The following is a 22,452-nucleotide window of genomic DNA, read 5'->3' on the forward strand; positions in this document are numbered from 1 at the left end:
TAGAATTGGCCCCCGTGGCTGAACAGGAGATGACGACGGGCGCCGGTGGATCTCGATTCGGCTGGCAGATGCACGGCGACGGCAAGAGGATCGCGGACGGTGCCGTCGTTGCACCCGACGAGCGGCTGTCGTGGCCCCGCACGGTCGGGATCGGCATGCAGCACGTGATCGCGATGTTCGGCGCGACATTGCTCGTGCCGACGATCACCGGATTCCCGGTGACGACCACGCTCTTGTTCTCGGGCATCGGCACGGTGTTGTTCCTCGTCATCACCAGGGGTCGGATTCCGAGCTACCTGGGTTCGTCGTTCGCCTTCATCGCTCCGCTCACCGCCTCCGCGGCCGACGGACCTGCGGCGCAGCTCGGCGCGGTGCTGGCCGTCGGTGTCGTGCTGATGTTGGTGGGAATCGTGGTCAAGCTCGCGGGCGCCAGGGTGCTCGACGCCGTGATGCCGCCGGTGGTGACCGGTGCCGTTGTCATGCTGATCGGATTGAACCTCGCGCCTGCAGCGGTCGGCTCCTTCCAGGCCCAGCCGCTGATCGCGGCCGTCACCCTCGTCGCGATCCTGGTCGTCACCGCGGCCGGACCGGGCCTGCTCGGCCGGCTGGGAATCCTCGTCGGCGTCGTGATCGGGTGGGTGTTCGCCGCGGCGACCGGTGGCCTGTCGACCGAGCGGGTGGACGCGCTGCGTGAGGCGGCCTGGGTCGGCTTGCCGCACCTGCGCGGGCCGAGTTTCCAATGGTCGGCGATCGCGCTGGCGCTCCCGGTGGTGATCGTGCTGATCGCGGAGAACGTCGGTCACGTCAAGGCGGTCGCGGCGATGACCGGCCGGTCGCTCGACGACGTCGCGGGCGACGCGCTCTTCGCGGACGGGCTTGCCACCACCCTCGCAGGCGCGGGCGGCGGGTCGGGCACCACCACGTATGCGGAGAACATCGGCGTGATGGCGGCGACCAGGGTGTACTCCACGGCCGCCTACTGGGTGGCGGCGGCGACAGCGATCGTGCTCGCGTTCTCGCCGAAGTTCGGTGCCCTCGTGTTCACCGTGCCCGACGGTGTGATCGGCGGTGCAACCCTGGTGCTGTACGGGCTCATCGGGATCCTCGGCGTGCGGATCTGGATGGAGGCCAAGGTCGACTTCACGGATCCGGTGAATCTCACGGTGGTCGCCGCGGCGCTGGTGGCGGGCATCGGAAACCTCACCCTCATGGTCGGCTCGGTCGAGCTCGGCGGCATCGCGTGGGGCTCGGTCGGAATCCTCGTCGGATACCCGCTGATGCGGGCGTTGGCGCGGCTGCGGCGGTGACCTGCTCGCCGCCGCCGGCCTGGTTCGCTGTTGGTCACAGAATGCGCTCGCTAGGGTCATCGACCGCCGAGTCGGCCGACGCCTAGCCTGGCAGGCAGCTACGTCGACACACAGGAGCCTTGATGGAACGCACGCTTTTCGAGCCCGAGCACCTTCTCTTCCGGGAGTCCTACCAGAAGTTTCTCGAGCAGGAGGTCGCTCCCAACCACGACAAGTGGGAAGAGCAGAACATCGTCGATCGCGAGGTCTGGAAGAAGGCGGGCGAGCAGGGCTTCCTCGGCATGGACGTGCCCGAGGAGTACGGCGGCGGTGGCGTCGAGGACTTCCGCTACAACGCCATCATCACCGAGGAGACCACCCGCGGTGGTTTCAGCGGCGTCGGCTTCATGCTGCACAACGACGTGGTGGCGCCGTACCTGCTCAAGCTGGCCAACGAGGAGCAGAAGAAGCGCTGGCTGCCCGGCTTCTGTTCCGGTGAGATCATCACCGCGATCGCGATGACCGAGCCCGGCACCGGCAGCGACCTGCAGAACATCAAGACCCGCGCCGTCCGCGACGGTGACCACTGGGTCCTCAACGGCTCGAAGACCTTCATCACCAACGGGATCAACGCCGACCTGGTGGTCGTTGTCGCGTGCACGGACCCGGACAAGGGCGCCCAGGGCTTCTCGCTCCTCGTCGTCGAGCGCGGCATGGAGGGCTTCGAGCGCGGTCGCAACCTGGACAAGATCGGGCTCAAGGCGCAGGACACCGCCGAGCTCAGCTTCACCGACGTGCGGGTCCCCGCGGCCAACCTCCTCGGCGAGGAGGGCATGGGCTTCATCTACCTGATGCAGAACCTCCCGCAGGAGCGCATGTCGATCGCCGTCGTCGCCGCCGCCGCGATGGAATCCTGCCTCGAGATGACGATGCAGTACGTCCGTGACCGCAAGGCATTCGGCAAGCCGATCGGCAGCTTCCAGAACACCCGCTTCGTGCTGGCCGAGCTCGCCACCGAGACCACCGCCGTGCGGATCCTCGTGGACAAGTTCATCGAGCAGCTCAACGACGGCAAGCTCACCGTCCAGGAGGCCGCGATGGCCAAGTGGTGGACCACCGAGGCGCAGGTCAAGCTGATCGATCGCTGCCTGCAGCTGCACGGCGGCTACGGCTACATGCGCGAGTACCCGATCGCCAAGGCGTACATGGACTCTCGCGTGCAGACCATCTACGGCGGCACCACCGAGATCATGAAGGAGATCATCGGCAGGGGACTGAACCTGTCCTGATCGGATGGAGACGACAAAGGCCGCGGCACTTCGGTGCCGCGGCCTTTCTCGTGCGCGCTCGGGTTCAGCCGCGTCGGATCAGATCTTGCGCATCACGGTCACGACCTTGCCGAGAATGGCCGCGTCGTTGCCGGGGATCGGTTCGAACAGCGGGTTGTGGGGCATCAGCCACACCTCGCCCTTGGTCCGCTTGAACGTCTTGACCGTGGCCTCGCCGTCGATCATCGCAGCCACGATGTCGCCGTTGTCGGCCACGCTCTGCTGCCGGACGACCACCCAGTCGCCGTCGCAGATCGCCGCCTCGATCATCGACTCGCCGACCACCTTGAGCAGGAACAACGATCCCTGGCCGACGAGCTCGCGGGGGAGGGGGAACACGTCCTCGACGGCCTCCTCGGCGAGGATCGGGCCACCGGCGGCGATTCGTCCGAGCACGGGGACGAAAGTCGGCTTCGGCAGCTGGGTCTCGGTGCCCTCGCCCGTCGGCTGCGCCGCGTTCTCGAAGCCGGCCTCGGTGTCGGAGGCCGCCACACCGTCGTCCAGCCCACGGACGTCGACGGCACGCGGGCGGTTGGGATCGCGGCGCAGGAAGCCCTTGCGTTCGAGGGTGCGCAGCTGGTGCGCGACCGAGGAGGTCGAGGTGAGGCCGACCGCATCGCCGATCTCGCGGATGCTCGGCGGGTAGCCGCGTTCGCTGACCGAGGCGCGGATCACCTCCAGGACCCGGCGCTGTCGATCCGTGAGCCCCGCCGCGAGGTCGGATCCGCCTGGGGTGGCGGCCGAGCCGTCGTTGGAGCTGTCGTCCTTCATGGAGGGCCTCCCGTGTCGATGTGGGTTCTGACACGAATCTAGACCGGAATCCAGCATGTTTCAAACATCTGTTCGAGATGTGTCGCGTCAAATCGGGACTTTGTCGGACCGCCGTGGTAGAAATCGAACATGCGTTCACTCGAACGTGTGAACGAATGCAGCGATCCGATCACTGGCGGAGGTTCCGATGAGCATGGCAGTCCCCATGAACAAGGCGGTCCCGAAGAACACGGTCCCGAATGGCGCGAGGTCGCGACAGGTCGTCGGGCGCCGACCCCGGGTGGACGGCTTCGTCGAGTACGGCCGGGCGCCGATGGCTGTGTCCATGGCGGTCCACGGCAAGCGTGGGCGGGAGGGCGGGATCGGCGCGCTGCTCGTCGGGATGCTGCTGTCGGCGGTCGCCGTTGCCGGCCTGCTCGGGATCGCCCAGGCCCGGTCGAACCCGCAGTTCGCCCTCGGTGAGACCGCGGTGGTGCAGGTGCAGGGCGGGGAGACGCTCAGCGACGTCGCGACCCGCGTCGCGCCGGGGAGTCGTGTCGAGCAGGTCGTGGCGCGGATTCTCGACCTGAACGCCATGTCAGGAGCCTCGGTGCAGGCGGGTCAATCGCTGGTGGTGCCCGTCGGACCGGCGGACTGAACCCCGATGCGCGCCCTCGGGCGCCCCGCGGCGGTATCCTCGAACCCTGTCAGCCCCACCACATCCAGTGGTAGTACCGGGCTCCTCGGTTCCGACGAAGGATTCGCCATGCATTGCCCGTTCTGTAGGCATCCCGACTCGCGCGTGGTCGACTCTCGTGAAGCCGACGAGGGCAACGCCATTCGCAGGCGGCGGTCGTGCCCGGAATGCGGTCGGCGGTTCACCACTGTCGAGACCGCGGTGCTCTCGGTGGTCAAGCGCAGCGGCGTCACCGAGCCGTTCAGTCGCGAGAAGGTGGTCCGCGGCGTTCGGCGGGCCTGCCAGGGCCGGGCGGTCGACGAGGACGCGCTCTACAAGCTCGCCCAGAAGGTCGAGGAGGCCGTGCGCGCGGCCGGATCGGCCGAGATCCCCAGCAACGAGGTCGGGTTGGCGATCCTCGGGCCGCTACGGGACCTCGACGAGGTGGCGTACCTGAGATTCGCCTCGGTGTACCGCTCGTTCAGCTCCGCCGAGGACTTCGAACGCGAGATCAAGGACCTGCGGGTGCATCGCGAGGAATCCGCGAGCGACTGACCTCAGCGGGTGATCGCGGCGATCGCCTTTCGGATCCGCTTCTCGGACACGGGGTACGGGGTCCCGAGCGACTGCGCGAACAGGCCGACCCTCAGTTCCTCGATCATCCAGCGGACCGCATCCACGTCCGGGTCGTGATGTCGGCGTTCGTCCAGGCGCGCGAGCAGGCGGCCGTAGTCCTCATACACCGCGTCCAGCACCACCAAACCCTGACTGTCGCGCCCCGCGCTCGCCGGGAGCGCCTCGAGGCGCCGAACGGCGCCCTCCAGGTACCGGGGCAGCTCGCGCAGCCGCTCGGTGCCGGTGTCGGTGACGAATCCCGGGTACATCAGCGTTTCGAGCTGCTCGCGCACATCGTCGGCGGCCTCTCCCGTGGCGCGATCGAGGATCACGCGCAGCTCCTGGGCGCGGGTCAGTGTGGGGACCACCAGCCGGACCAGTACCGCCACCCGATTGGCGAGCTGGGCGCGCACGGCGGCCTGCAACTTCTCGAAGGCCTCCGGGGTCCGGGTCGGTCCGCCGTTCGCGTCCATCAGTTCGTTCACCGCGCAGGCCCGGCAATCCTCGACCAGCGCCTCCACGCTGCCGTGCGGGTTCTGACTCAGCGCCAGTCGATCCCTGGTGCCGAGGCCGGAGATCGCGGTCTTGGTAGGGGTGACGATGGCGCTGAGCAGCAGGGCCCTCGTGCCCTCCCGCATGGCCTGGCGTTGCGCGAGTGGGGTGCTCAGGACCCGGACCGCGACACCCTCCTTCTCGGGGACGAGCGCCGGGTAGCCGACGACCTTCTGGCCCGCGACGGTGCGGGTCACGCTGTCGGGCAGGGTGCCGAGAGTCTCCGACGTCCAGACCGCGGCGGCCGGACGCTCGGTACTCGAGGCGGCCTTGGCCACCTCGACGTCGACGCGGGGTGAGAGCGACGCGGAGAGCCCGGTCAGGCTCTTGCTCCTGCCGAGCACCTTCCCGGAACCGTCGACCGCCGCGAAGGTCATCCGGAGGTGGTCCGGGACCGCGCTCGGGTCGAAGTCGCGGGGCGAGATCGGGGTGCCCGCCATCCGGGACAGCTCGCGGGCGATCGCCACGGTCAACGTCTCGGATCGCGGTTTGACGGCCGACAGTGCCGCCCTGGCGTAGTCGGGTGCGGGGACCACGGTGCGGCGCAACTGTTTCGGCAATGTCTTGATGAGCGCGGTGACCAGGTCCTCGCGCATGCCGGGAACCAGCCAGTCGAAGCCGACCGGACGGACCTGGGCGAGCAGCGCGACGGGGATGCGGGCGGTGACGCCGTCGTCCTCGGTGCCGGGTTCGAACTGGTAGGTCAGCGGGAACGAGATCTCGCCCTGGCGCCAGGTGTTCGGATAGTCGCCGCCGAGCACTCCGGCCGCATCGGCGTTCACCACGGTCGATGCCGTGAAGTTCAGCAGGTCCGGAGTGCTGCGACGGGCGCGCTTCCACCAGGTGTCGAAATGCCTGGCGGACACGGCTTCCTGGCCGACGCGCTGATCGTAGAACTCGTAGAGGGCCTCGTCGTCGACCAGGATGTCGCGCCTGCGCGCCCTGGTCTCCATCTCCTCGACGTCCTCGAGCAGGGCCCGGTTCTGATGGAAGAACTTGTGCTGGGTCTGCCATTCTCCCTGCACCAGCGCGTGCCGGATGAACAGCTCCCGCGACGCCTCGGGGTCGATCGAGCTGTAGGTGACCGCCCGCTTGGCGACCAGCGGGATGCCGTACAGCGTCACCCGCTCGTACGCCATCGCGCAGGCGCGCTTGGTCGACCAGTGCGGCTCGGAGTAGGTGCGCTTGATCAGGTGCGGCGCCAGCTTCTCCGCCCACTCGGGCTCGATGCCGGCCGCCATCCTGCCCCAGAGCCTGGAGGTCTCGACCAGTTCGGCTGCCATCACCCAGCGCGGTGGCTTCTTGAACAGCGAGGACCCGGGGAACACCGCGAACCGGGCGCCACGGGCGCCGAGGAAGTCACGCTTGTCGCCCTCGCGCAGGCCGACGTGGGAGAGCAACCCGGACAGCAGCGCCTGGTGCACCGAGGCCTCGCTCGCCGGCTGGTCGTTGCCGGTCCAGCCGAGCCCACGGGTGATCTGCGCGAGCTGGCCGTGCAGGTCCTGCCACTCCCTGATCCGCAGCCAGTGCAGGAACTCGTTCTTGCACATCTTCCGGAACTGGTTGGAGGACAGTTCCTTCCGCTGCTCGCCCAGGTACTCCCACAACTTGAGGTAGGCGAGGAAGTCGGAGCCGGCCACGGTGAACCTGGCGTGCTTCTCGTCGGCCGCCTGCTGGTGTTCGGCCGGCCGTTCGCGCACGTCCTGGATCGACAGCGCCGCGACGATGATCAGCGTCTCGCGCAGGCACCCGGTGTTGTGGGCATGAGCGAGCATCCGCGCCATCCGGGGGTCCACCGGCAACTGGGCGAGCTCGCGCCCGACCGGGGTCAGCTCGGTGACGCCGCCCTTGGCCCCCGGCTTGATCGCCCCGAGTTCCTCGAGCAGCGCGACGCCGTCACGGATGGCGCGCGGATCCGGCGCCTCCACGAAAGGGAAGGCGGCGATGTCGCCGAGGCCGAGGGCGGTCATCTGCAGCACCACCGACGCCAGGTTGGTGCGCAGGATCTCGGGTTCGGTGAAGGCGGGGCGCGCCTCGAAGTCGTCCTCGGAGTAGAGCCGGATGCAGATGCCGTCCGCGACACGACCGCAGCGCCCCGCGCGCTGGCGGGCCGAGGCCTGCGAGATCTCCTCGATCGGCAGCCGCTGCACCTTGGTGCGCACGGAGTACCGGGAGATGCGGGCGGTACCGGGATCGACCACGTACCGGATGCCGGGGACCGTCAGCGAGGTCTCCGCGACGTTGGTCGAGAGCACCACCCGGCGGCCGGTGTGCCGCTCGAAGACCCGGTGCTGCTCGGCCGCGGACAGCCGGGCGTACAGGGGCAGGATCTCCGTGCCGCGCAGCTTGCGGTCCCGCAGCGCGTCGGCGGTGTCGCGGATCTCGCGTTCGCCGGAGAGGAACACCAGGATGTCACCGTCGCCCTCCCCGAGCAGTTCCTCGACGGCCTCGCCGACGGCGTCGACGGGGTCGCGATCGATGGTCTGCTCGCCGATGTCGACACTCAGCGGCCGGTACCGGATCTCGACAGGGAAGGTGCGGCCCGAGACCTCCACGATCGGCGCGGGCACACCGTTCACGGCGAAGTGCTTGGCGAAGCGCTCCGGGTCGATCGTGGCCGAGGTGATGATCACCTTCAGGTCGGGCCGCCTCGGCAACAGTTCCCGCAGGTACCCGAGGATGAAGTCGATGTTGAGGCTGCGCTCGTGCGCCTCGTCGATGATGAGGGTGTCGTACCGGCGCAGCATCCGGTCCCGCTGGATCTCGGCGAGCAGGATGCCGTCGGTCATCAGCTTGATCAGCGTGCCGTCCGATACCTGGTCCGTGAAGCGGACCGTGTAGCCAACGGCCTCCCCGAGTGGGCTGTCCAGCTCCTCGGCGATGCGCTCGGCGACGGTGCGGGCCGCGATCCGGCGCGGCTGGGTGTGCCCGATCAGGCCGCGCACGCCGCGCCCGAGGTCCAGGCAGATCTTCGGGATCTGGGTGGTCTTGCCGGACCCGGTCTCGCCCGCGACGATGACGACCTGGTTCGCCGCGATCGCGGCGGCGATGTCGTCGCGGCGCAGGCTGACCGGAAGGTTGTCCGGGTAGCTGGTCTTCGGGGCGTTCGCGCGGCGCGAGGCGATCCTGGCCTCCGCCTGCGACACCTCGCGGAGGACGCCGGTGAGGGCCTCGGCGTTCGCGGCGCGGTCGAGGCGCCGTCGGAGCCGGTGCTCGTCTCGGAGGGTGAGGGTGGCCAGGCGGCGCTTGAGCTCGCGGCGGTCGAGGTCGGGCAGCTCGGGCGAAGGTGTGGTCGACATGCTCGGACCAGCCTATCGAAAGGCCGCCAGTCAAATACCGCTGCCTGCTGTCGCCCTGTGCGAACATCGGCGGGTGACCCTCACCTCGGAGGCATCGGTCCTCCCACACACCAACCCGGTCTTCCGTGCGCTGCGCCTCGTCTTCGGCATTCTCGGCACCGTCGCGCTGGCCTGGATTCCGCTGCGCAACATCGATGTGGCCGAGTTCTCGACCTCGAACTACTTCAGCTACTTCACCGTGTTGAGCAACGTGTTGGGCGTGATCGTGCTGCTGGTCGGCGCGATCGCGGATCCGCAGTCGCTGCGGTGGCAGCTGGTCCGGGGTGCGGGCACGCTGTACCTGGTCATCACCGGCATCATCTACGCGGTTCTGCTCGCGAACATCGACGTGACGCTCAACGACAAGTGGATCAACGACGTCATGCACCGCTACCTGCCGCTGGTGATCCTGCTGGACTGGGTGATCAACCCGCCGCGGATGCGGATCACCGATCGTCAGTCGCTGAGCTGGCTCGCCTTTCCCGCCGTCTACGGCGTCTACACGCTGATCCGGGGTCCGTTCGTCGACTGGTATCCGTACCCGTTCATCGACCCGAGGACGCAGGGCTACCTGCAGATGTCCATCGGCCTGGTGGTGCTGGCGCTGGCCATGGTGCTGATGTCGCTCGCGGTCAACGCCGCGGGCAGGCTCGCCCAGCGCTGGCGATACGGTGGAACCGAGCGCCGGACGGCGGCGGAGGAGATCGCCACCGGCGAGAGCGAGGAGATGGCGTGACGAACACCCAGGCACTGTGGCACGGATTCGCGGACATGGGCGCGGTGAGCGAGGGCGGTCCGTTCGTCGTCAGCCGCGGAGAGGGCGCGTACATCTGGGACGACAAGGGCAATCGCTACCTCGACGCCACCGCGGGCCTCTGGTTCACCAACGTCGGGCACGGCCGCGCCGAGATCGCGGACGCGGTCGCCGAGCAGCTCAAGTCGATCGCGCACTTCTCCAACTTCGGCGACTTCGCACCCGAGACCACCTTCGCGCTCGCCGAGCGCCTGTCCGCGATCGCGCCGGTGGCCGGTAGCAAGATCTTCTTCACCTCGGGCGGCTCGGATTCGGTCGACACCGCGGCCAAGCTGGCCCGCCGCTACTGGCACGAGATGGGCAAGCCGAACAAGCGGATCGTGGTCGGGCGGCAGAAGGCCTACCACGGCATGCACGTGGCGGGCACCGCGCTGGCAGGCATCCCGGTGAACCGGGAGGGCTACGGCGAGCTGATGCCGGATGCCAGGACCGTGGAGTGGGACAACGGCAAGAGCCTGCTCGAACTCATCGAGCGTGAGGGCGCGGACACCATCGCGGCCTTCTTCGTCGAGCCGATCATCGGCGCGGGCGGGATCTACCTGCCGCCGGAGGGCTACCTCGCCGAGGTCCGGCAGATCTGCCGCGAGCACGACATCCTGTTCGTGGTCGACGAGGTGGTGACGGGCTTCGGCCGGATCGGCGGGTCGTGGTTCGCCTCAACGCGTTTCGACCTGCAGCCGGACATGGTGACCACGGCGAAGGGGCTCACCTCCGGATACGTTCCCATGGGCGCGGTGTTCATCGCGCCCCGGGTCGCCGAGCCCTTCTTCTCGGGCGGCGTGTGGTGGCGGCACGGGTACACCTACGGCGGGCACGCGGGCGCGGCGGCCGCGGCGCTGGCGAACCTCGACATCCTCGAGCGGGAGAACCTGCTCGAGGAGTCCGCTCGGCTCGAGCGCTCGCTGCACGAGCACCTGTCGCCGCTGGCCGAGCACCCGCGGGTCGCGGAGGTGCGCAGCGGACTGGGCGCGGTCGCGGCGGTGCAGCTCGCGGATCCGGCGGAGGCCTTGCCGTTCGTCAAGACCCTTCGCGAGCACGGCATCTCGGGTCGCGCGGCCGGTGTCGGCGCCATGCAGTTCTCGCCGTCGTTCGTGATGACCGACGACGAGGTGGCCGAGATGGCGGCGGGGGTTCTCAAGGCGCTCGGCTGAGCGTTCGCGCCCGCCGGTCGACGGCTCAGTGCAGGGTGAGCACGTCCGCGGTCGACCGGCGGGGCGTGTGGCCCGCAGGCGGCGGGGAGGTGACCGAGCCGACTCGCAGCAGGACCTGGGGGAATCCGCCGTGCGGAGCCAGTCCCGCGATCATGTCCCGGCTCCGTTCGACGTCGGTGAGGTGCGTCAGCGGGCAGGTCGCGATCCCTCTCGACGTCGCCTCGAGCAGGACCGCGGACAACGCCTGCCCGCATCGCGTCCAGGCCGCCGCCGTGTCGGAATCGGTGCTCAGCATCAGCACGGTGGACTGGTCGACGCCCGGCCGTGGCGTGGACTCCTCCCGGCCCGGGCGCGGGAACGCTCGTCCGATCGAGACGCGCGCGCTCTCGTCGGTGGTCGCCAGCGAATCGGGCGGTATCCCCTCGGTGGGGAGCGAGTGCCCCGCCCACCAGTGCAGCTCGGCCTGATAGTCGGCGTCGTAGCGCCTGGCTGCGGCGCTCGCGTCGGTCGCCGCGGCCAGCGTCGTCCTCGCCTCGGGCGCGAGGACCGTCAGCGCGACGCCGAACCTGCCCACGGGGTCACCGAGGCGCTCGACCGGCCCAGCCGCAGCCGAGACCGGGTCGAAGGGCCTGCGATCGGTGCGGCGATGGCGGATGGCGGAGACCAGGTCGAAGTCGTGTGAGCGTGGGGTCGCGTCGCGGTGGCATCGGATGGAGGCGACGAGCCGGGGAAGGCTGGGCTCCGGTAGGAGATCGATGTCCGATCGCCAGCGCAGCGAGGTGAGGGCGACCTCCACGTGGTGGAGCGCCGCGCCGCAGCTGATGTGCAGTTGGCGCCCGGAGGGATCGGTGGAGGGCAGGAGCCGGGTGCGGTCGCTGAACAGGTCGAGCCGACCTGCGGAGTATCGCCACCGCCATGGCTGGCTGTTGTGCACCGAGGGTGCGCGGCACGCCAGATCGACCGCGCTCTGGATGACGCCGGTGTCCGGCCCCGCGGTGTCCATGACCGCCTCCTCACCGTTGACCGGCGCCCGGGAATCCCGTCTGGGAGCCTCCTCGGTACCGGACAGTCAATTATCTGCCAGGAGGATCCGCTTCGGCTAGGGCCTTACGACCCCACCCTGTGGTCGGCTCCGCCGGTTCACCGCTGCGGGATTCCCGATCGCAGCGGTTCGGCGACGCTGGGGACGCTCGCGGCCGTCAGCCACAATCGCAGCAGGTGCCTGCGCCTGTCGAGGTCGGGGTCGTCCCGGTAGGCGTTGCGGGCGTGCAGGATGCGGCCGTTGTTCAGGATCTGGACGTCGCCGGGTTCGAAGACCATCTCGACGTGGAAGTTGGCCTCGTTGGCGATGGTCTCGACGAGTTCGAGGGCCTCGTGTTGCTCCGCCGTCAGGCGGGGGGCCCGCGGGTGCCGTTGCGAGTCGCGGATGTACCAGCTGATGAAGAACAGGCGGGGCGCCCCGCCGATGTCGTTCAGCGGAGCGAGTTCGAAGTACGGCGGGTCGCCCGCGGCCTCCTCACCGTTGCGGTCCCACGGCATGGGGGAGTAGAGGACCTCGAGGAGGTCCGGTCGGCGCCGCAGCACCTCGTTGTAGATCGCCGCCGAGCTGGCGATCCAACTCTCGCCTCCGGCAGCCGCCTTCTGCAGGCACAGCAGCGCGACCAGGTCGGAACCGTCGGTGTGGAAGTCCTGGCGTTCCCGCGTCCGGTAGAGCCGGACGGTGGGATCGGTCCTCGCTATCCGTTCGTCCCGGATGTGGGTGAGCACCGCGCCGTCGCGGTCCTGACTCACCGGCTCCCCGAGCATGGATCCCAGCGCGAGGTAGGCCCGCTCGACCTCGGCGGCGTCGAGTTCGTCCACGGGGAACCCGCGCAGCAGAACGAAACCGCATCCCGAGTTCAGCGTCTGCGCCCACTGACCACAGCGGGAGCGGAGGGTCGGGAACAGACGGGACGCGTCGGCGGCATCGGCTCTGGCCGCTTCGACGATCTCCGCTCGCTCGGCCCCGGTGAGGACCACGGTCCACGTCGAACTGTCGGGGAAGTCCGATCGGTCCCAGACCGCGTCCGAAACCTGAGGTGATCGGAGCACATGATCGGGCATGTCACTTCCCTCCTCGTCGGGGACCCCGCCGGAAGAGGCTCGACACACGCTCGCGCAGAGTCGGTTTCACCTCGATCAGATCCACTCGCGGGAGGTCGGCCGCGGCGGTGGCCTGCGCGAAGCGGGCGTGCAGCTGGGACCGGACCTCGTCGGGGGTGTATGCGTGGCGCTTGCGTTCGGCGCGCGCGGCGAGTGCCCCCGTGGCCGCGACGCCGACGACGCCCGCGAGTCCGACGAGCTTCCACACGTGTCTGCCGTCCATGCGCATCGCTCTAGGCTAGGTGCATGAGTCGCCGGATGCACGAATCGCAGGTGAGCCTCGACGAGGCCGTTGATGCCACCCGAACCGGGGACATCTGGATCTTCCGCGGTCACTCGGGCGCCGATCGGGCGATCCAGACGCTGACCAACAGTCCGGTGAACCATGTCGGGATGTCGGTGGTCCTCGACGACATGCCGCCGCTGATGTGGCACGCGGAACTCGGACATTCATTGCAGGACATGTGGACCGGGCGGTTCCAGCGCGGGGTGCAACTGCACGACCTGCGGCAGGCCGTCCAGGTGTGGGGTGCGAAGTACGGGCAGCGCGGCTGGTTGCGGCAGCTCGAGGAGCCGGTCACCCGCGAGCAGGAGGATGCGCTCATGCGCACGATCGCGCGGCTCGACGGCACGCCGTTCCCGTCCACGGCGAAACTGGTCACGCGCTGGTTCGGTGGCCGGCTACCGTCGCTGCGGCGCCGTTCGACCCAGGATTCCGCGGAGGCATCGGCCGGCCTCGAGAGCGCGTACTGCGCCGAAGTGGTCGCCCAGACCTACGAGTCGATGGGATTGCTGACCGAGCGCCGCAAGACGAATTGGTATGACCCGGGCCGATTCTGGAGCGGCGACCGGCTACCGCTCTCGCCCGGGGTGACGCTGGGCGGCGAGATCGAGGTGCTGCTCAGTGCGGCCGATCTGGCGGCGGGCCGGTCGCCGCAGAGCTGACGGCGCCCGGCCCCGCGTCAGGTCAGGCCGCCGGGGTCCGGGACAACCAGGTGACCGAGGCGCCGTTGTCGAAGGACTCGGTGCGGGTCGGGGTGAACTGTGTCGGCAGGAACGGCCCGTCGAACGCCGGGATACCGGTCCCCGCGACCACGGGATAGCGCTTGATGATCAGCTCGTCGATCTCGGGTAGGAGCGTGCCCGCCAGCTTTCCGCCGCCCGTGAGCCAGATGTCCATCCCCTCCTGGGCTTTGAGTTCGCGGACCAGGTCGAGCGGGTCGCCGGCGACCAGGTCGACCGCCGGGTCGGCGATCTCGCCGAGGGTGGTGGAGACGACGTACTGCCGCAGGTGGGCGTAGGGGCTGGTGATACCGACGGCGAGGGCAGGCTCGTAGGTGCCGCGGCCCATCACCGCCGTGTCGAACGCCAGGTTGGCGGCGTTCTCCAGTCCCACGTGCGGGCGGACGTGCGTCGGGATGGTGTCCGGGTACCGCTCGTTCATCCACGTCGCCATCGCGTCCGAGATCGGATAGAAGTCCCACTCGCCGCCCGGGCCTGCGATGTAACCGTCGAGCGAGATACCCACGTAGTAGACAAGCTTTCGCATATGTACCGCTCCGTCCGTAGTACTCTATTTGAAGTGGTCTGAACGTAGTACTACAGATGGAGTGGTGTCAAGTGCGGAGCAATCCGGAGAGACGGGCGGCGCTGGTCGACGCCGCGATCGAGGTCCTGGCCGAACTGGGTGCGCGCGGGCTCACATTCCGGGCCGTCGATTCGCGGGCGGGGGTGCCGCCGGGCACGGCGTCGAACTATTTCGCCAACCGCGACGACCTGCTGGCGCAGGCGGGCGGCCGGTTCTACGAGCGGCTGATCCCCGATGACGAGTCGTTGGCGCAGAGCCTCGGCGGTCCGCGCGACCGCGATCGTCTGGTCGAGCTGATGCGCGAGGTCGTCGGCCGGATCACCGAGTTCCGCACGGGCTTCCTCGCCCTGCTCGAGCTCAGGCTCGAGGCGACCAGGCGACCGGAGTTGCGCGCGGTGCTGACGGAACGGATCAGGGCCGACCTGGATTTCAACGTCACCAACCACCTGCAGGCGGGCATGCCCGGCGACGCCACCACGGTCCGTCTGCTCTACCTCGCGCTGAACTGGCTGATCGTCGATCGGCTGACGCTGCCGGACCTGTTCTCCGAGAGCGAGATCGACGAACTCATCGAGGCGGCGGTCGATCGCGCGCTGTCCGGCTAGCGGGTCCGTCTACACCCGCAGCGTCCGGTCGGGAAGCACGCGACCGCCGACGTCCACCCAGCCGTCGTGCGAGTAGACGGTGTAGATGTGCGAGCCGCGGCCCTGGGTGATGTGCAGGCTGCGGCGCAGGTGCTCGGTGATTCGGACCGCGGCCGCGCCGGTCGCCTCGTCCTCCGGTATCCCCATGAGCGGTGCGAACATTCGGGACCTGATCGCGCCCTCGCCTGCCCAGGCCCAGACGTAGTGGTGCCCGGAGTCGAAGGAGTCGGCCCTTGTGGAGACCACAGCCGCGGAGTCGGGCTTCGGGTGCAGGGTGAACTCGGGTGCCCAGTCGGGTTTGGCTCGCACCCAGGTCATCCCGCGGTCGACGTACGTCGTGACCGGTCCCGCCGGGACCTCGAGGGCGTCGACGGCCGACCCCCGTTCGCGCAGCCACCAGGACAGGCCGACCGTCGGGTGCCCGGCGAAGGGCAGTTCGGTGGCCGGGGTGAAGATCTGCGCCCGTGTGCTCGTGGCGCCCGGGCTGGGGAGCTCGACGAAAATCGTCTCGCTGAACCCGAGTTCGGCGGCCAGGCCTTGCCTGCGTTCCGCCGGCACCAGTGTCGCGTCCACGACGCCCAATGCGTTGCCGTGCCTGCCGTCCGCATCGGTGAATACCCTGACGACGTCCACCTCGATACTCATCGTTAAACGATACCGCCGGTAACGACCGAAGGTGCCTTTTGTGCGTGTCGATCGCGCAAAGACACCTTCGGGGTGCGACTGGCGAAGCCGGACTGGGCGCCCGTGCCCGCGAGGGCCTCGCTCGGGTTTCATGCCCGAAACCATTCGAAGGTAAAGGCGATATATTTCGCTACACTGATAGGCATGGCTGATCAGACCTATCAACCCACGCTGTCGCAGCTGCGCGCCTTCGTCGCGGTGGCCGAGTACCGCCACTTCGGCACCGCGGCAGCGCGATTGAATGTGAGCCAGCCCACGTTGTCGCAGGCGCTGGCGGCGCTGGAGAACGGCCTCGGGGTTCAGCTGATCGAGCGCAGCACCCGGCGGGTGCTGGTGACCGATGCGGGCACCCAGCTGCTGGCGCAGGCGAAGATGATCCTCGAGGCCGCGGACGGGTTCGTCGCCACCGCGGCGGGCGTGGGGGACCGGCTCGGCGGCCCACTGCGCATGGGCCTGATCCCGACCGTCGCGCCGTATGTGCTGCCCGCGCTGCTGCCTGCGATGCGCGCGGAGCTGCCCGCGGTCGTGCCCCAGGTGATCGAGGACCAGACCGCGCGGCTGTTGGACTCGCTGCGCGCGGGGGTGCTGGACGTCGCGGTGATGGCGCTCCCGTCGGACGCGACAGGGTTGGTGGAGATCCCCCTCTACACAGAGGATTTCGTGTTGGTCGTACCCGGTGACCACGAGCTGGCCGGGCGGGTCGACCTGTCGCTGCAGGTACTCGACGACCTGCCGCTGCTGCTGCTCGACGAGGGGCACTGCCTGCGCGACCAGACGCTCGACCTGTGCCGCTCGGTGGACGCGCACCCGTCGTCAGGGGACACGAGGGCGACCTCGCTCGCGACCGTGGTGCAGTGCGTCGCCGGCGGCCTCGGGGTGACCCTGGTGCCGGATTCGGCGGTCCCGGTGGAGACCCGCCGCGGCGACCTCGCCACCGCCCGGTTCGCGAGCCCGGCGCCGGGCCGGACGATCGGCCTCGTGTTCCGCTCCTCCAGCGGGCGTGCCGACGGCTACCGCAGGCTCGCCGATGTGGTGCGGTCGGTCGCGCCCGGTGATGTCGCGCCGCCGTCCGTCGGTTCCCGATAGGGCTCCACGATCGCGTGCCGGTGCGTCACAATGGACACACGTGCCGCACCAGCGGGAGGAACGACGATGCCTCTGCACGGACTGATCATCAAGGCCGCCTCGACTGTGGTCACCGGGGCCGTGGGTGTTGCCGCCTACAACGGGGCGCGGCGGATCGTCGCGAGGGCACCGCTGCGGGAGGCCGCCGTGACGGCAACGGAATGGGGCCTGCGCGGTGCCCGCAAGGCGGAGGAGGGCGCGGAGTCCGCCCGCCTGAAGATGGCCGACGTGATGGCCGAGGCGCGCGAGCGGCTCGGCGAAGAGGTGTCGCCGCCGGGGGTTGCCGACACGGGCCACGGGCACGCGCACTAGGCCGAGATGTCCGCGGAACCGGCGGTGCCGCATCAGGTTCCGGCCGCGGTCGGAGACCTGACCGTTCTCTCCGACGCGGGCGGGCGGGTGCGGATGCATGCGCCGTGGCTGCGGGGTAGCCGACCAAGGGCGGTCGCCGTCGAGGACGCCGTCGGCGCTCTGACGGGGGTGCGGGCGGTGCACGCCTATCCGCGCACCGCCTCGATCGTCATCTGGTACTCGCCGCGCACCGCCGACCGGGACGGATTCGCGACGGCCATCCGCGACAGCAGGCTCATCCCCGAGGCCCTGGTGCCGGATCGGGCACCCACCTCGGCGGACATCGGCAACGCGGACGTCCTGCGGATGGCGGTGGGCGGGGTGGCGCTCGTGCTGCTCGGTTTCCGCCGGTACGCACTCGGACGACCCGCGCTCCTCGGTCCGACGGGACGGGCAGTGGCCACAGGGGCGACGGTGTTCACGGGATACCCGTTCCTGCGCGGAGCGGTGCGGGCACTGCGCGGCAGCCGGGCGCCCGGCACCGACGCGCTGGTCTCGGCGGCCACCGTCGCCAGCCTCGTGCTCCGCGAGAACGTCGTCGCCCTCACCGTGCTCTGGCTACTGAACATCGGCGAGTACCTTCAGGATCTGACCCTGCGCCGCACCAGGCGCGCCATCTCGGACCTGCTCAAGGGCACCCAGGACACCGCCTGGGTCCGGTCCGCCGACGGGTGCGAGATCCAGGTCGGGATCGACGCATTGGAGGTCGGCGACGAGGTGATCGTGCACGAGCACATCGCCCTCGCGGTCGACGGGATCGTGATCGAGGGCGAGGCCATCGTCGACCGGTCCGCGATCACCGGCGAGACACTGCCCGCGAGCATCGTCGCAGGGGCGAGGGTGCACGCCGGGTCGGTGGTGATGCGCGGCAGGCTGGTGGTGCGCGCGGACGCGGTCGGCGACGACACCACCATCGGCCGGATCATCACGCGCGTGGAGGAGGCGCAGGAGGACCGGGCCGCGATCCAGACGGTGGGGGAGACCTTCTCGCGCCGGTTCGTCCCCGCCTCCTTCGTGCTCTCCGCGCTCACCCTTGCGGCGACGCGGGATGTACGCCGGGCGATGACCATGCTGCTGGTCGCCTGCCCGTGCGCGGTCGGGCTCGCGACGCCGACGGCGATCAGCGCGGCCATCGGCAACGGCGCCAGGCGGGGGATCCTCATCAAGGGCGGCTCGCACCTCGAGGACGCCGGCCGGGTGGACGCGTTCGTCTTCGACAAGACGGGCACGCTGACCGTCGGCAGGCCGGTGGTGACCAACATCGTCGCGTTGGCGAGGGACTGGCGACCCGAGCAGGTGCTGGCCTATGCCGCGAGCTCCGAGATCCACTCGCGGCATCCGCTGGCCGAGGCCGTGTTGCGCTCGACCGCGGAACGGCACATCGAGATCCCGCCGCACCAGGAGTGCGAGGTGCTCGTCGGTCTGGGCATGCGAACCTGGGCGGACGGCCGGACACTGCTGCTCGGCAGCGTGGCGCTGCTGGAATCGGAGAACGTGCGGGTCTCGAAGCGGGCGGCCGACTGGGTGGGCAGGTTGCGTCGCCGGGCGGAGACCCCGCTGCTGCTGGCCGTCGACGGCCGCCTGGTCGGCCTGATCAGCCTGCGCGACGAGCTGCGACCCGAGGCGCGGCCGGTCCTTGACCGATTGCGGGTCACCGGGGCGCGGCGGGTGATCATGCTCACCGGCGACCATCCGGAGACTGCCGCCGCCGTCGCCACCGAGCTGGGGATCGAGGAGTGGCGGGCCGAGGTGCTTCCCGACGACAAGCTCGAGGTCGTCGAACGGCTGCGGGCGGAGGGGCACGTGGTCGCGATGGTCGGCGACGGCACCAACGACGCACCGGCGCTCGCCGCGGCCGACATCGGGATAGCGATGGGCCTGGCGGGTACGGACGTCGCCGTCGAGACCGCCGACGTCGCGCTCGCGAGCGACGACCTGACCCGATTGCTCGAGGTCCGCGACCTCGGGGGGCACGCGGTCCGCCTGATCCGGCAGAACTATTCGATGTCCATCGCCGTCAACGCGCTCGGGCTGCTGGTCGGGGCCGGGGGCGCGCTGTCTCCCGTGCTCGCGGCGATCCTGCACAACGCGTCGTCGGTCGCCGTGGTGGCCAACAGTTCACGCCTGATCCGGTACCGGGTCGACGGGTAGCGCGCCGGTCCTACGCGCGGAACGTCCACCGGAGCGCGCCGTCGACGACGCCTGGCTCCCACGATTCGAACGGGGTGCCCTGCTCGAGGCTGGATGCCAGTTCGGCGAGCAGATCTGAAATCGAGTCCCATCGGGGACCTCGTTCGTCCACCGCCTCATGCGCGTACTCGGTGACACACCCGCGCCGCGATCCCGCCCGGGTGTCGACGAAGTAGTGGTAATCGTCGAGGCTGGCGAAGACGACGAACGAGGGCAGGTACATGTACGCGGTGGTTCCCGCCTCTTGGGCCTCGCACCGCGCGATCGCGTCGGGTTCGTAGAAGTCCGGATCGGCGGCGACCAGGTCCTCCCACACCTCGAGCATGAGCGAACGCCGTTCGAGCGCGTCCTCGAGCGAGAGCATGAACTTGTCGGGGAGGACACTGCCGAGGAACTGCCCCGAGTCGGTGTGCGTCCGCGCGCCGTTCTGGACGAGGAACAACTCTCGGAGTTCGTCCGGCCATTCCGCTCCGGTGGCGGCCTGCGCCGAGTCGATCTCCGCTCGGCCGGCGGGTCCCGCGATCGACTGTGCGGTGAGTGGCGCGTTCTCGACGCACCATTCGGTGATGCGAGACCAGTGCTCGGTGATCGACATTCGCTGACTGTACGAACCCACTCGGACATGTCGGTCGGTCCGGCCGCACGCCGTGCCCTCGATGAGGTGGCGAAGGCCACAGGTGGGAGGATCCTTAGGCGCGGTCAGTAGTACGCCGCGACGACAGGACAGCGGAGAAGGAGAGATCAGCGTGAGCACCAGTGTCATCGTGGCGGGGGCCAGGACCCCGATCGGCAAGCTCTCCGGCGCCCTCGCGTCGCTGACGGCGGCGGAGCTGGGTGGGCGCGCGATCGCCGCCGCCCTCGAACGCAGCGGCCTCGGTGCCGATGGCGTCGACGCCGTGGTGATGGGCACCGTCGTGCAGGCCGGGGTCGGGCCCAACCCGGCGCGGCAGGCGGCGGTCGCGGCGGGCCTGCCGATGACGGTGCCCGCCACCACCGTGAACAACCTCTGCCTGTCCGGTCTCGAGGCGATCATGCAGGCCGATCGGCTGATCGCGACCGGCGCCGCCGACGTCGTGGTCGCGGGTGGCATGGAGTCGATGACGAACGCGCCGTACCTGGTGCGCGGAGCTCGGACCGGCCTGAAGTACGGCACCACCGGCTTCGAGGACGCGCTGGACCGGGACGCGCTCGTATGCGCGTTCGACGGCGTGTCGATGGGCGCGTCCACCGAGAGCTACCAGGCGTCGGAGAACATCAGCCGCGCCGAGCAGGACGAGTTCGCGGCCCGCTCGCACCGCCTCGCCGCCGCCGCGACCGAGTCGGGCGCGTTCGCGGCCGAGATCGCACCGGTGGAGATCGCGTCCCGCAAGGGCGCCGTCACCGTCGCCGACGACGAGGGCATCCGTGCGGGGACCACCGTGGACTCCCTCGGGAAGCTGCGTCCGGCGTTCGCCAAGGACGGCACCATCACCGCGGGTGCCTCCTCGCAGCTGTCGGACGGCGCGGCCGCCGTCATCGTCATGCGCAAGGACGTTGCCGAGGCCCGTGGCATCGAGTGGCTCGCCGAGATCAAGGCGCACGCCCTCGTCGCGGGCCCGGACACCTCCCTGCTGCACCAGCCCGCGAACGCCATCGAGGCGGCGCTGAAGCGAGACGGCGAGACCACCGTCGCCGACCTCGACCTGCTCGAGATCAACGAGGCGTTCGCCGGTGTCGCGATCGCGTCGATGCGTCAGCTCGGAGTCGACGCGGACAAGGTCAACATCCACGGCGGTGCCATCGCGGTCGGGCACCCGGTCGGCATGTCCGGCGCGAGGATCGCCCTCTCCCTGGCACATTCGCTCAAGGCACGCGGCGGCGGCAAGGGCGCGGCTGCCCTCTGCGGCGGCGGCGGCCAGGGCATCGCGATGATCCTCGAGGTGTAGGCGGCTACGCCGCCCGTGCGCGGTTGACGAGTCTCAGGACTCGGCAACCGCGCACGGGCGCGTCAGCGCCTGCCGCGCTTGCCGCCCTTGGCGTTCCGTGGTGTCGGGACCTTGCCCGCCTTGGCGCGCGCCGCTTGTTTTGCGGCGGCCTTCTGGGAGGCGGTGCGCTTGGGAGCCGGCTCCTGGGCGTCGCGGCCGCGGGAGCTGTTGACGCTGCGGCCGCGCACGATCCCGACGAATTCCTCCACCAGGTCCGTCGTCGCATCCTGCGGCCAGGCCAGCGCGACCGGCGACTCCGGCGCATCGGTGACGGTGCGGTAGGTGAGGTCCTTGCGGTGGTGCAGCCGGGCCAGTGACTGCGGCAGCACCAGCACCCCGATCCCGGCCGCGACCAGCTCGATCGCGTCCGCGGTCGTGGCGGGCCGCTGGGCGGCCGGCGTCCCCGGCAGCGCCTCCCAGGCCAGGGCGTCGTCGAGCGGGTGCAGCACGATCTCGCCCTCCAGGTCCGCCGTCGACACCTCGTCGGCGGCGGTGACCACGTGGTCCTTCGGCACCACCACGACCGGTGTCTCCTCGTACAACGCGATCACGCTCAGGCCGCCCCTGTCGATCGGCAGCCGCACCAGCCCGGCATCCGCGAGACCGTCACGCAGCAGGGTCGGCGCGTCCGCCGCGGTGGTGACGACCAGCTCGAGCCGGATGTCGGGGTGGCGTTCGCCCCAGATGCGTACCCACTTGGACGGGGTGACGCCGGGCACATAGGCGAGCCGGAACGGGGTGGGTACAGCGGGCTCGGTCATTCCGCCAGGCTACCGGGGCGGTGACCCCGGACGGCACCTCGATAGGCTGAGCGCATGAGTGCGCAGAAGACACCCCAGACGATGAAGCCGGCGACCGCCGCGAAGAAGCTGGACGTCTACCTCGAGGCCACCCCCGCCGAGTTCCAGTCGGGCACCGTCTCGCGCGAGGACCTCGCCGAGCTGCGCACCAACCCGCCGCAGTGGCTGGTCGACCTGCGTGCCGAGGGCCCGCACCCGAAGTCCGTTGTCGCCGCCAAGCTCGGTGTCTCCATCGCCGGGCTGGCCCGCGGCGGCGTCGAGGAGGCGCTCACCACCGCCCAGATCGAGGCGCTGCTCGCCGATCAGCCGGACTGGCTGCAGGCCGAGCGCAAGTCCCTGGTGGAGGTCCGCAAGGAGGAGAAGCGGATCAAGGAGCAGCAGGCGACCCGGCGCGAGCAGTCGAACCGCAAGCAGCGGTTCGCGAAGCCGATCCACCACCCGAACGAGGACTAGG

The 22,452-nt window shown here is 69.8% G+C and carries 22 protein-coding genes; 13 read left to right on the top strand and 9 right to left on the bottom strand.

Features of this window, described 5'->3' with window-relative positions; all coding sequences use genetic code 11:
- The first annotated feature begins 29 nt into the window (after positions 1-29).
- Both RM1_RS19230 and RM1_RS19235 read left to right on the top strand, forming a co-directional pair.
- The gene (locus RM1_RS19230) at positions 30-1,307 is read left to right on the top strand and encodes a uracil-xanthine permease family protein (protein ID WP_072753323.1); all 1,278 of its coding nucleotides are present in this window, start codon (positions 30-32) and stop codon (positions 1,305-1,307) included.
- A 122-nt stretch (positions 1,308-1,429) separates the two neighbouring features.
- Positions 1,430-2,575 carry an acyl-CoA dehydrogenase family protein gene (locus RM1_RS19235; protein ID WP_072753324.1) on the top strand — a complete coding sequence of 382 codons (1,146 nt, stop codon included), beginning with the start codon at positions 1,430-1,432 and terminating at the stop codon, positions 2,573-2,575.
- A 78-nt stretch (positions 2,576-2,653) separates the two neighbouring features.
- On the opposite strand, the gene lexA is transcribed toward RM1_RS19235, so the two are convergent.
- On the bottom strand, positions 2,654-3,385 hold the full coding sequence (lexA, locus tag RM1_RS19240; RefSeq protein ID WP_027499504.1) for a transcriptional repressor LexA: 732 nt from the start codon (positions 3,383-3,385) through the stop codon (positions 2,654-2,656).
- A 187-nt stretch (positions 3,386-3,572) separates the two neighbouring features.
- Here lexA and RM1_RS19245 point away from each other — a divergent pair, with 187 nt between their 5' ends.
- Both RM1_RS19245 and nrdR read left to right on the top strand, forming a co-directional pair.
- On the top strand, positions 3,573-4,022 hold the full coding sequence (locus RM1_RS19245; RefSeq protein ID WP_072753325.1) for a LysM peptidoglycan-binding domain-containing protein: 450 nt from the start codon (positions 3,573-3,575) through the stop codon (positions 4,020-4,022).
- Positions 4,023-4,130: 108 nt separating this feature from the next.
- Positions 4,131-4,595: a transcriptional regulator NrdR gene (nrdR, locus tag RM1_RS19250; RefSeq protein WP_027499505.1), complete on the top strand. Its 465-nt coding sequence runs from the start codon at positions 4,131-4,133 to the stop codon at positions 4,593-4,595.
- A gap of 2 nt (positions 4,596-4,597) precedes the next feature.
- Here the strand turns inward: nrdR and hrpA are convergent, their stop codons facing one another.
- Positions 4,598-8,506: an ATP-dependent RNA helicase HrpA gene (hrpA, locus tag RM1_RS19255; RefSeq protein ID WP_072753326.1), complete on the bottom strand. Its 3,909-nt coding sequence runs from the start codon at positions 8,504-8,506 to the stop codon at positions 4,598-4,600.
- A 73-nt stretch (positions 8,507-8,579) separates the two neighbouring features.
- On the opposite strand from hrpA, the gene RM1_RS19260 reads away from it, so the two are divergent.
- The gene (locus tag RM1_RS19260) at positions 8,580-9,281 is read left to right on the top strand and encodes a Pr6Pr family membrane protein (RefSeq protein WP_072753327.1); all 702 of its coding nucleotides are present in this window, start codon (positions 8,580-8,582) and stop codon (positions 9,279-9,281) included.
- A gap of 35 nt (positions 9,282-9,316) precedes the next feature.
- On the top strand, positions 9,317-10,510 hold the full coding sequence (locus RM1_RS19265) for an aminotransferase family protein (RefSeq protein ID WP_083576845.1): 1,194 nt from the start codon (positions 9,317-9,319) through the stop codon (positions 10,508-10,510).
- Between the two features lie 25 nt (positions 10,511-10,535).
- Here the strand turns inward: RM1_RS19265 and RM1_RS19270 are convergent, their stop codons facing one another.
- The 3 genes from RM1_RS19270 to RM1_RS19280 form a co-directional block, all read right to left on the bottom strand.
- Positions 10,536-11,513 (bottom strand): Acg family FMN-binding oxidoreductase, encoded by a 978-nt coding sequence (locus RM1_RS19270; RefSeq protein ID WP_072753329.1) that lies wholly within the window; start codon positions 11,511-11,513, stop codon positions 10,536-10,538.
- 137 nt (positions 11,514-11,650) lie between these two features.
- A complete protein-coding gene (locus RM1_RS19275; protein ID WP_072753330.1) occupies positions 11,651-12,613 on the bottom strand; it encodes a TauD/TfdA family dioxygenase in 963 nt (320 codons plus the stop codon).
- Between the two features lies 1 nt (position 12,614).
- Positions 12,615-12,875, bottom strand: a complete 261-nt coding sequence (locus RM1_RS19280; protein ID WP_425528666.1) for a hypothetical protein — start codon at positions 12,873-12,875, stop codon at positions 12,615-12,617.
- Between the two features lie 23 nt (positions 12,876-12,898).
- Between RM1_RS19280 and RM1_RS19285 the strand changes: the two genes are divergently transcribed.
- On the top strand, positions 12,899-13,597 hold the full coding sequence (locus RM1_RS19285) for a hypothetical protein (protein ID WP_072753332.1): 699 nt from the start codon (positions 12,899-12,901) through the stop codon (positions 13,595-13,597).
- Positions 13,598-13,619: 22 nt separating this feature from the next.
- Here the strand turns inward: RM1_RS19285 and RM1_RS19290 are convergent, their stop codons facing one another.
- Positions 13,620-14,201, bottom strand: coding sequence for a dihydrofolate reductase family protein (locus tag RM1_RS19290; RefSeq protein WP_072753333.1), 582 nt, complete (start codon positions 14,199-14,201; stop codon positions 13,620-13,622).
- A 71-nt stretch (positions 14,202-14,272) separates the two neighbouring features.
- On the opposite strand from RM1_RS19290, the gene RM1_RS19295 reads away from it, so the two are divergent.
- Positions 14,273-14,845, top strand: a complete 573-nt coding sequence (locus tag RM1_RS19295) for a TetR/AcrR family transcriptional regulator (RefSeq protein ID WP_072753334.1) — start codon at positions 14,273-14,275, stop codon at positions 14,843-14,845.
- Between the two features lie 9 nt (positions 14,846-14,854).
- Here the strand turns inward: RM1_RS19295 and RM1_RS19300 are convergent, their stop codons facing one another.
- Positions 14,855-15,529 (bottom strand): PhzF family phenazine biosynthesis protein, encoded by a 675-nt coding sequence (locus tag RM1_RS19300; RefSeq protein WP_072753335.1) that lies wholly within the window; start codon positions 15,527-15,529, stop codon positions 14,855-14,857.
- Positions 15,530-15,712: 183 nt separating this feature from the next.
- Here RM1_RS19300 and RM1_RS19305 point away from each other — a divergent pair, with 183 nt between their 5' ends.
- From RM1_RS19305 to RM1_RS19315, 3 genes are all read left to right on the top strand, one after another.
- Entirely contained in the window at positions 15,713-16,654 is a 942-nt protein-coding gene (locus RM1_RS19305; RefSeq protein WP_072753336.1) for a LysR substrate-binding domain-containing protein, read from the top strand.
- A 66-nt stretch (positions 16,655-16,720) separates the two neighbouring features.
- Positions 16,721-17,005 (top strand): DUF1490 family protein, encoded by a 285-nt coding sequence (locus RM1_RS19310; RefSeq protein ID WP_072753337.1) that lies wholly within the window; start codon positions 16,721-16,723, stop codon positions 17,003-17,005.
- A 6-nt stretch (positions 17,006-17,011) separates the two neighbouring features.
- The gene (locus RM1_RS19315) at positions 17,012-19,195 is read left to right on the top strand and encodes a heavy metal translocating P-type ATPase (RefSeq protein ID WP_072753338.1); all 2,184 of its coding nucleotides are present in this window, start codon (positions 17,012-17,014) and stop codon (positions 19,193-19,195) included.
- Between the two features lie 10 nt (positions 19,196-19,205).
- On the opposite strand, the gene RM1_RS19320 is transcribed toward RM1_RS19315, so the two are convergent.
- Entirely contained in the window at positions 19,206-19,829 is a 624-nt protein-coding gene (locus tag RM1_RS19320; protein ID WP_072753339.1) for an SMI1/KNR4 family protein, read from the bottom strand.
- Positions 19,830-19,980: 151 nt separating this feature from the next.
- Between RM1_RS19320 and RM1_RS19325 the strand changes: the two genes are divergently transcribed.
- Positions 19,981-21,159, top strand: coding sequence for an acetyl-CoA C-acyltransferase (locus RM1_RS19325; protein ID WP_083576839.1), 1,179 nt, complete (start codon positions 19,981-19,983; stop codon positions 21,157-21,159).
- Between the two features lie 62 nt (positions 21,160-21,221).
- On the opposite strand, the gene RM1_RS19330 is transcribed toward RM1_RS19325, so the two are convergent.
- Positions 21,222-21,959 carry a LysR substrate-binding domain-containing protein gene (locus RM1_RS19330; RefSeq protein ID WP_072753340.1) on the bottom strand — a complete coding sequence of 246 codons (738 nt, stop codon included), beginning with the start codon at positions 21,957-21,959 and terminating at the stop codon, positions 21,222-21,224.
- Positions 21,960-22,013: 54 nt separating this feature from the next.
- Between RM1_RS19330 and RM1_RS19335 the strand changes: the two genes are divergently transcribed.
- Positions 22,014-22,451, top strand: a complete 438-nt coding sequence (locus tag RM1_RS19335) for a DUF5997 family protein (RefSeq protein ID WP_072753341.1) — start codon at positions 22,014-22,016, stop codon at positions 22,449-22,451.
- Position 22,452 lies beyond the last annotated feature (1 nt).

The sequence above is a fragment of the Rhodococcus maanshanensis NBRC 100610 genome (assembly GCF_001894865.1).
Classification (GTDB): Bacteria; Actinomycetota; Actinomycetes; order Mycobacteriales; family Mycobacteriaceae; genus Rhodococcus_G; species Rhodococcus_G maanshanensis.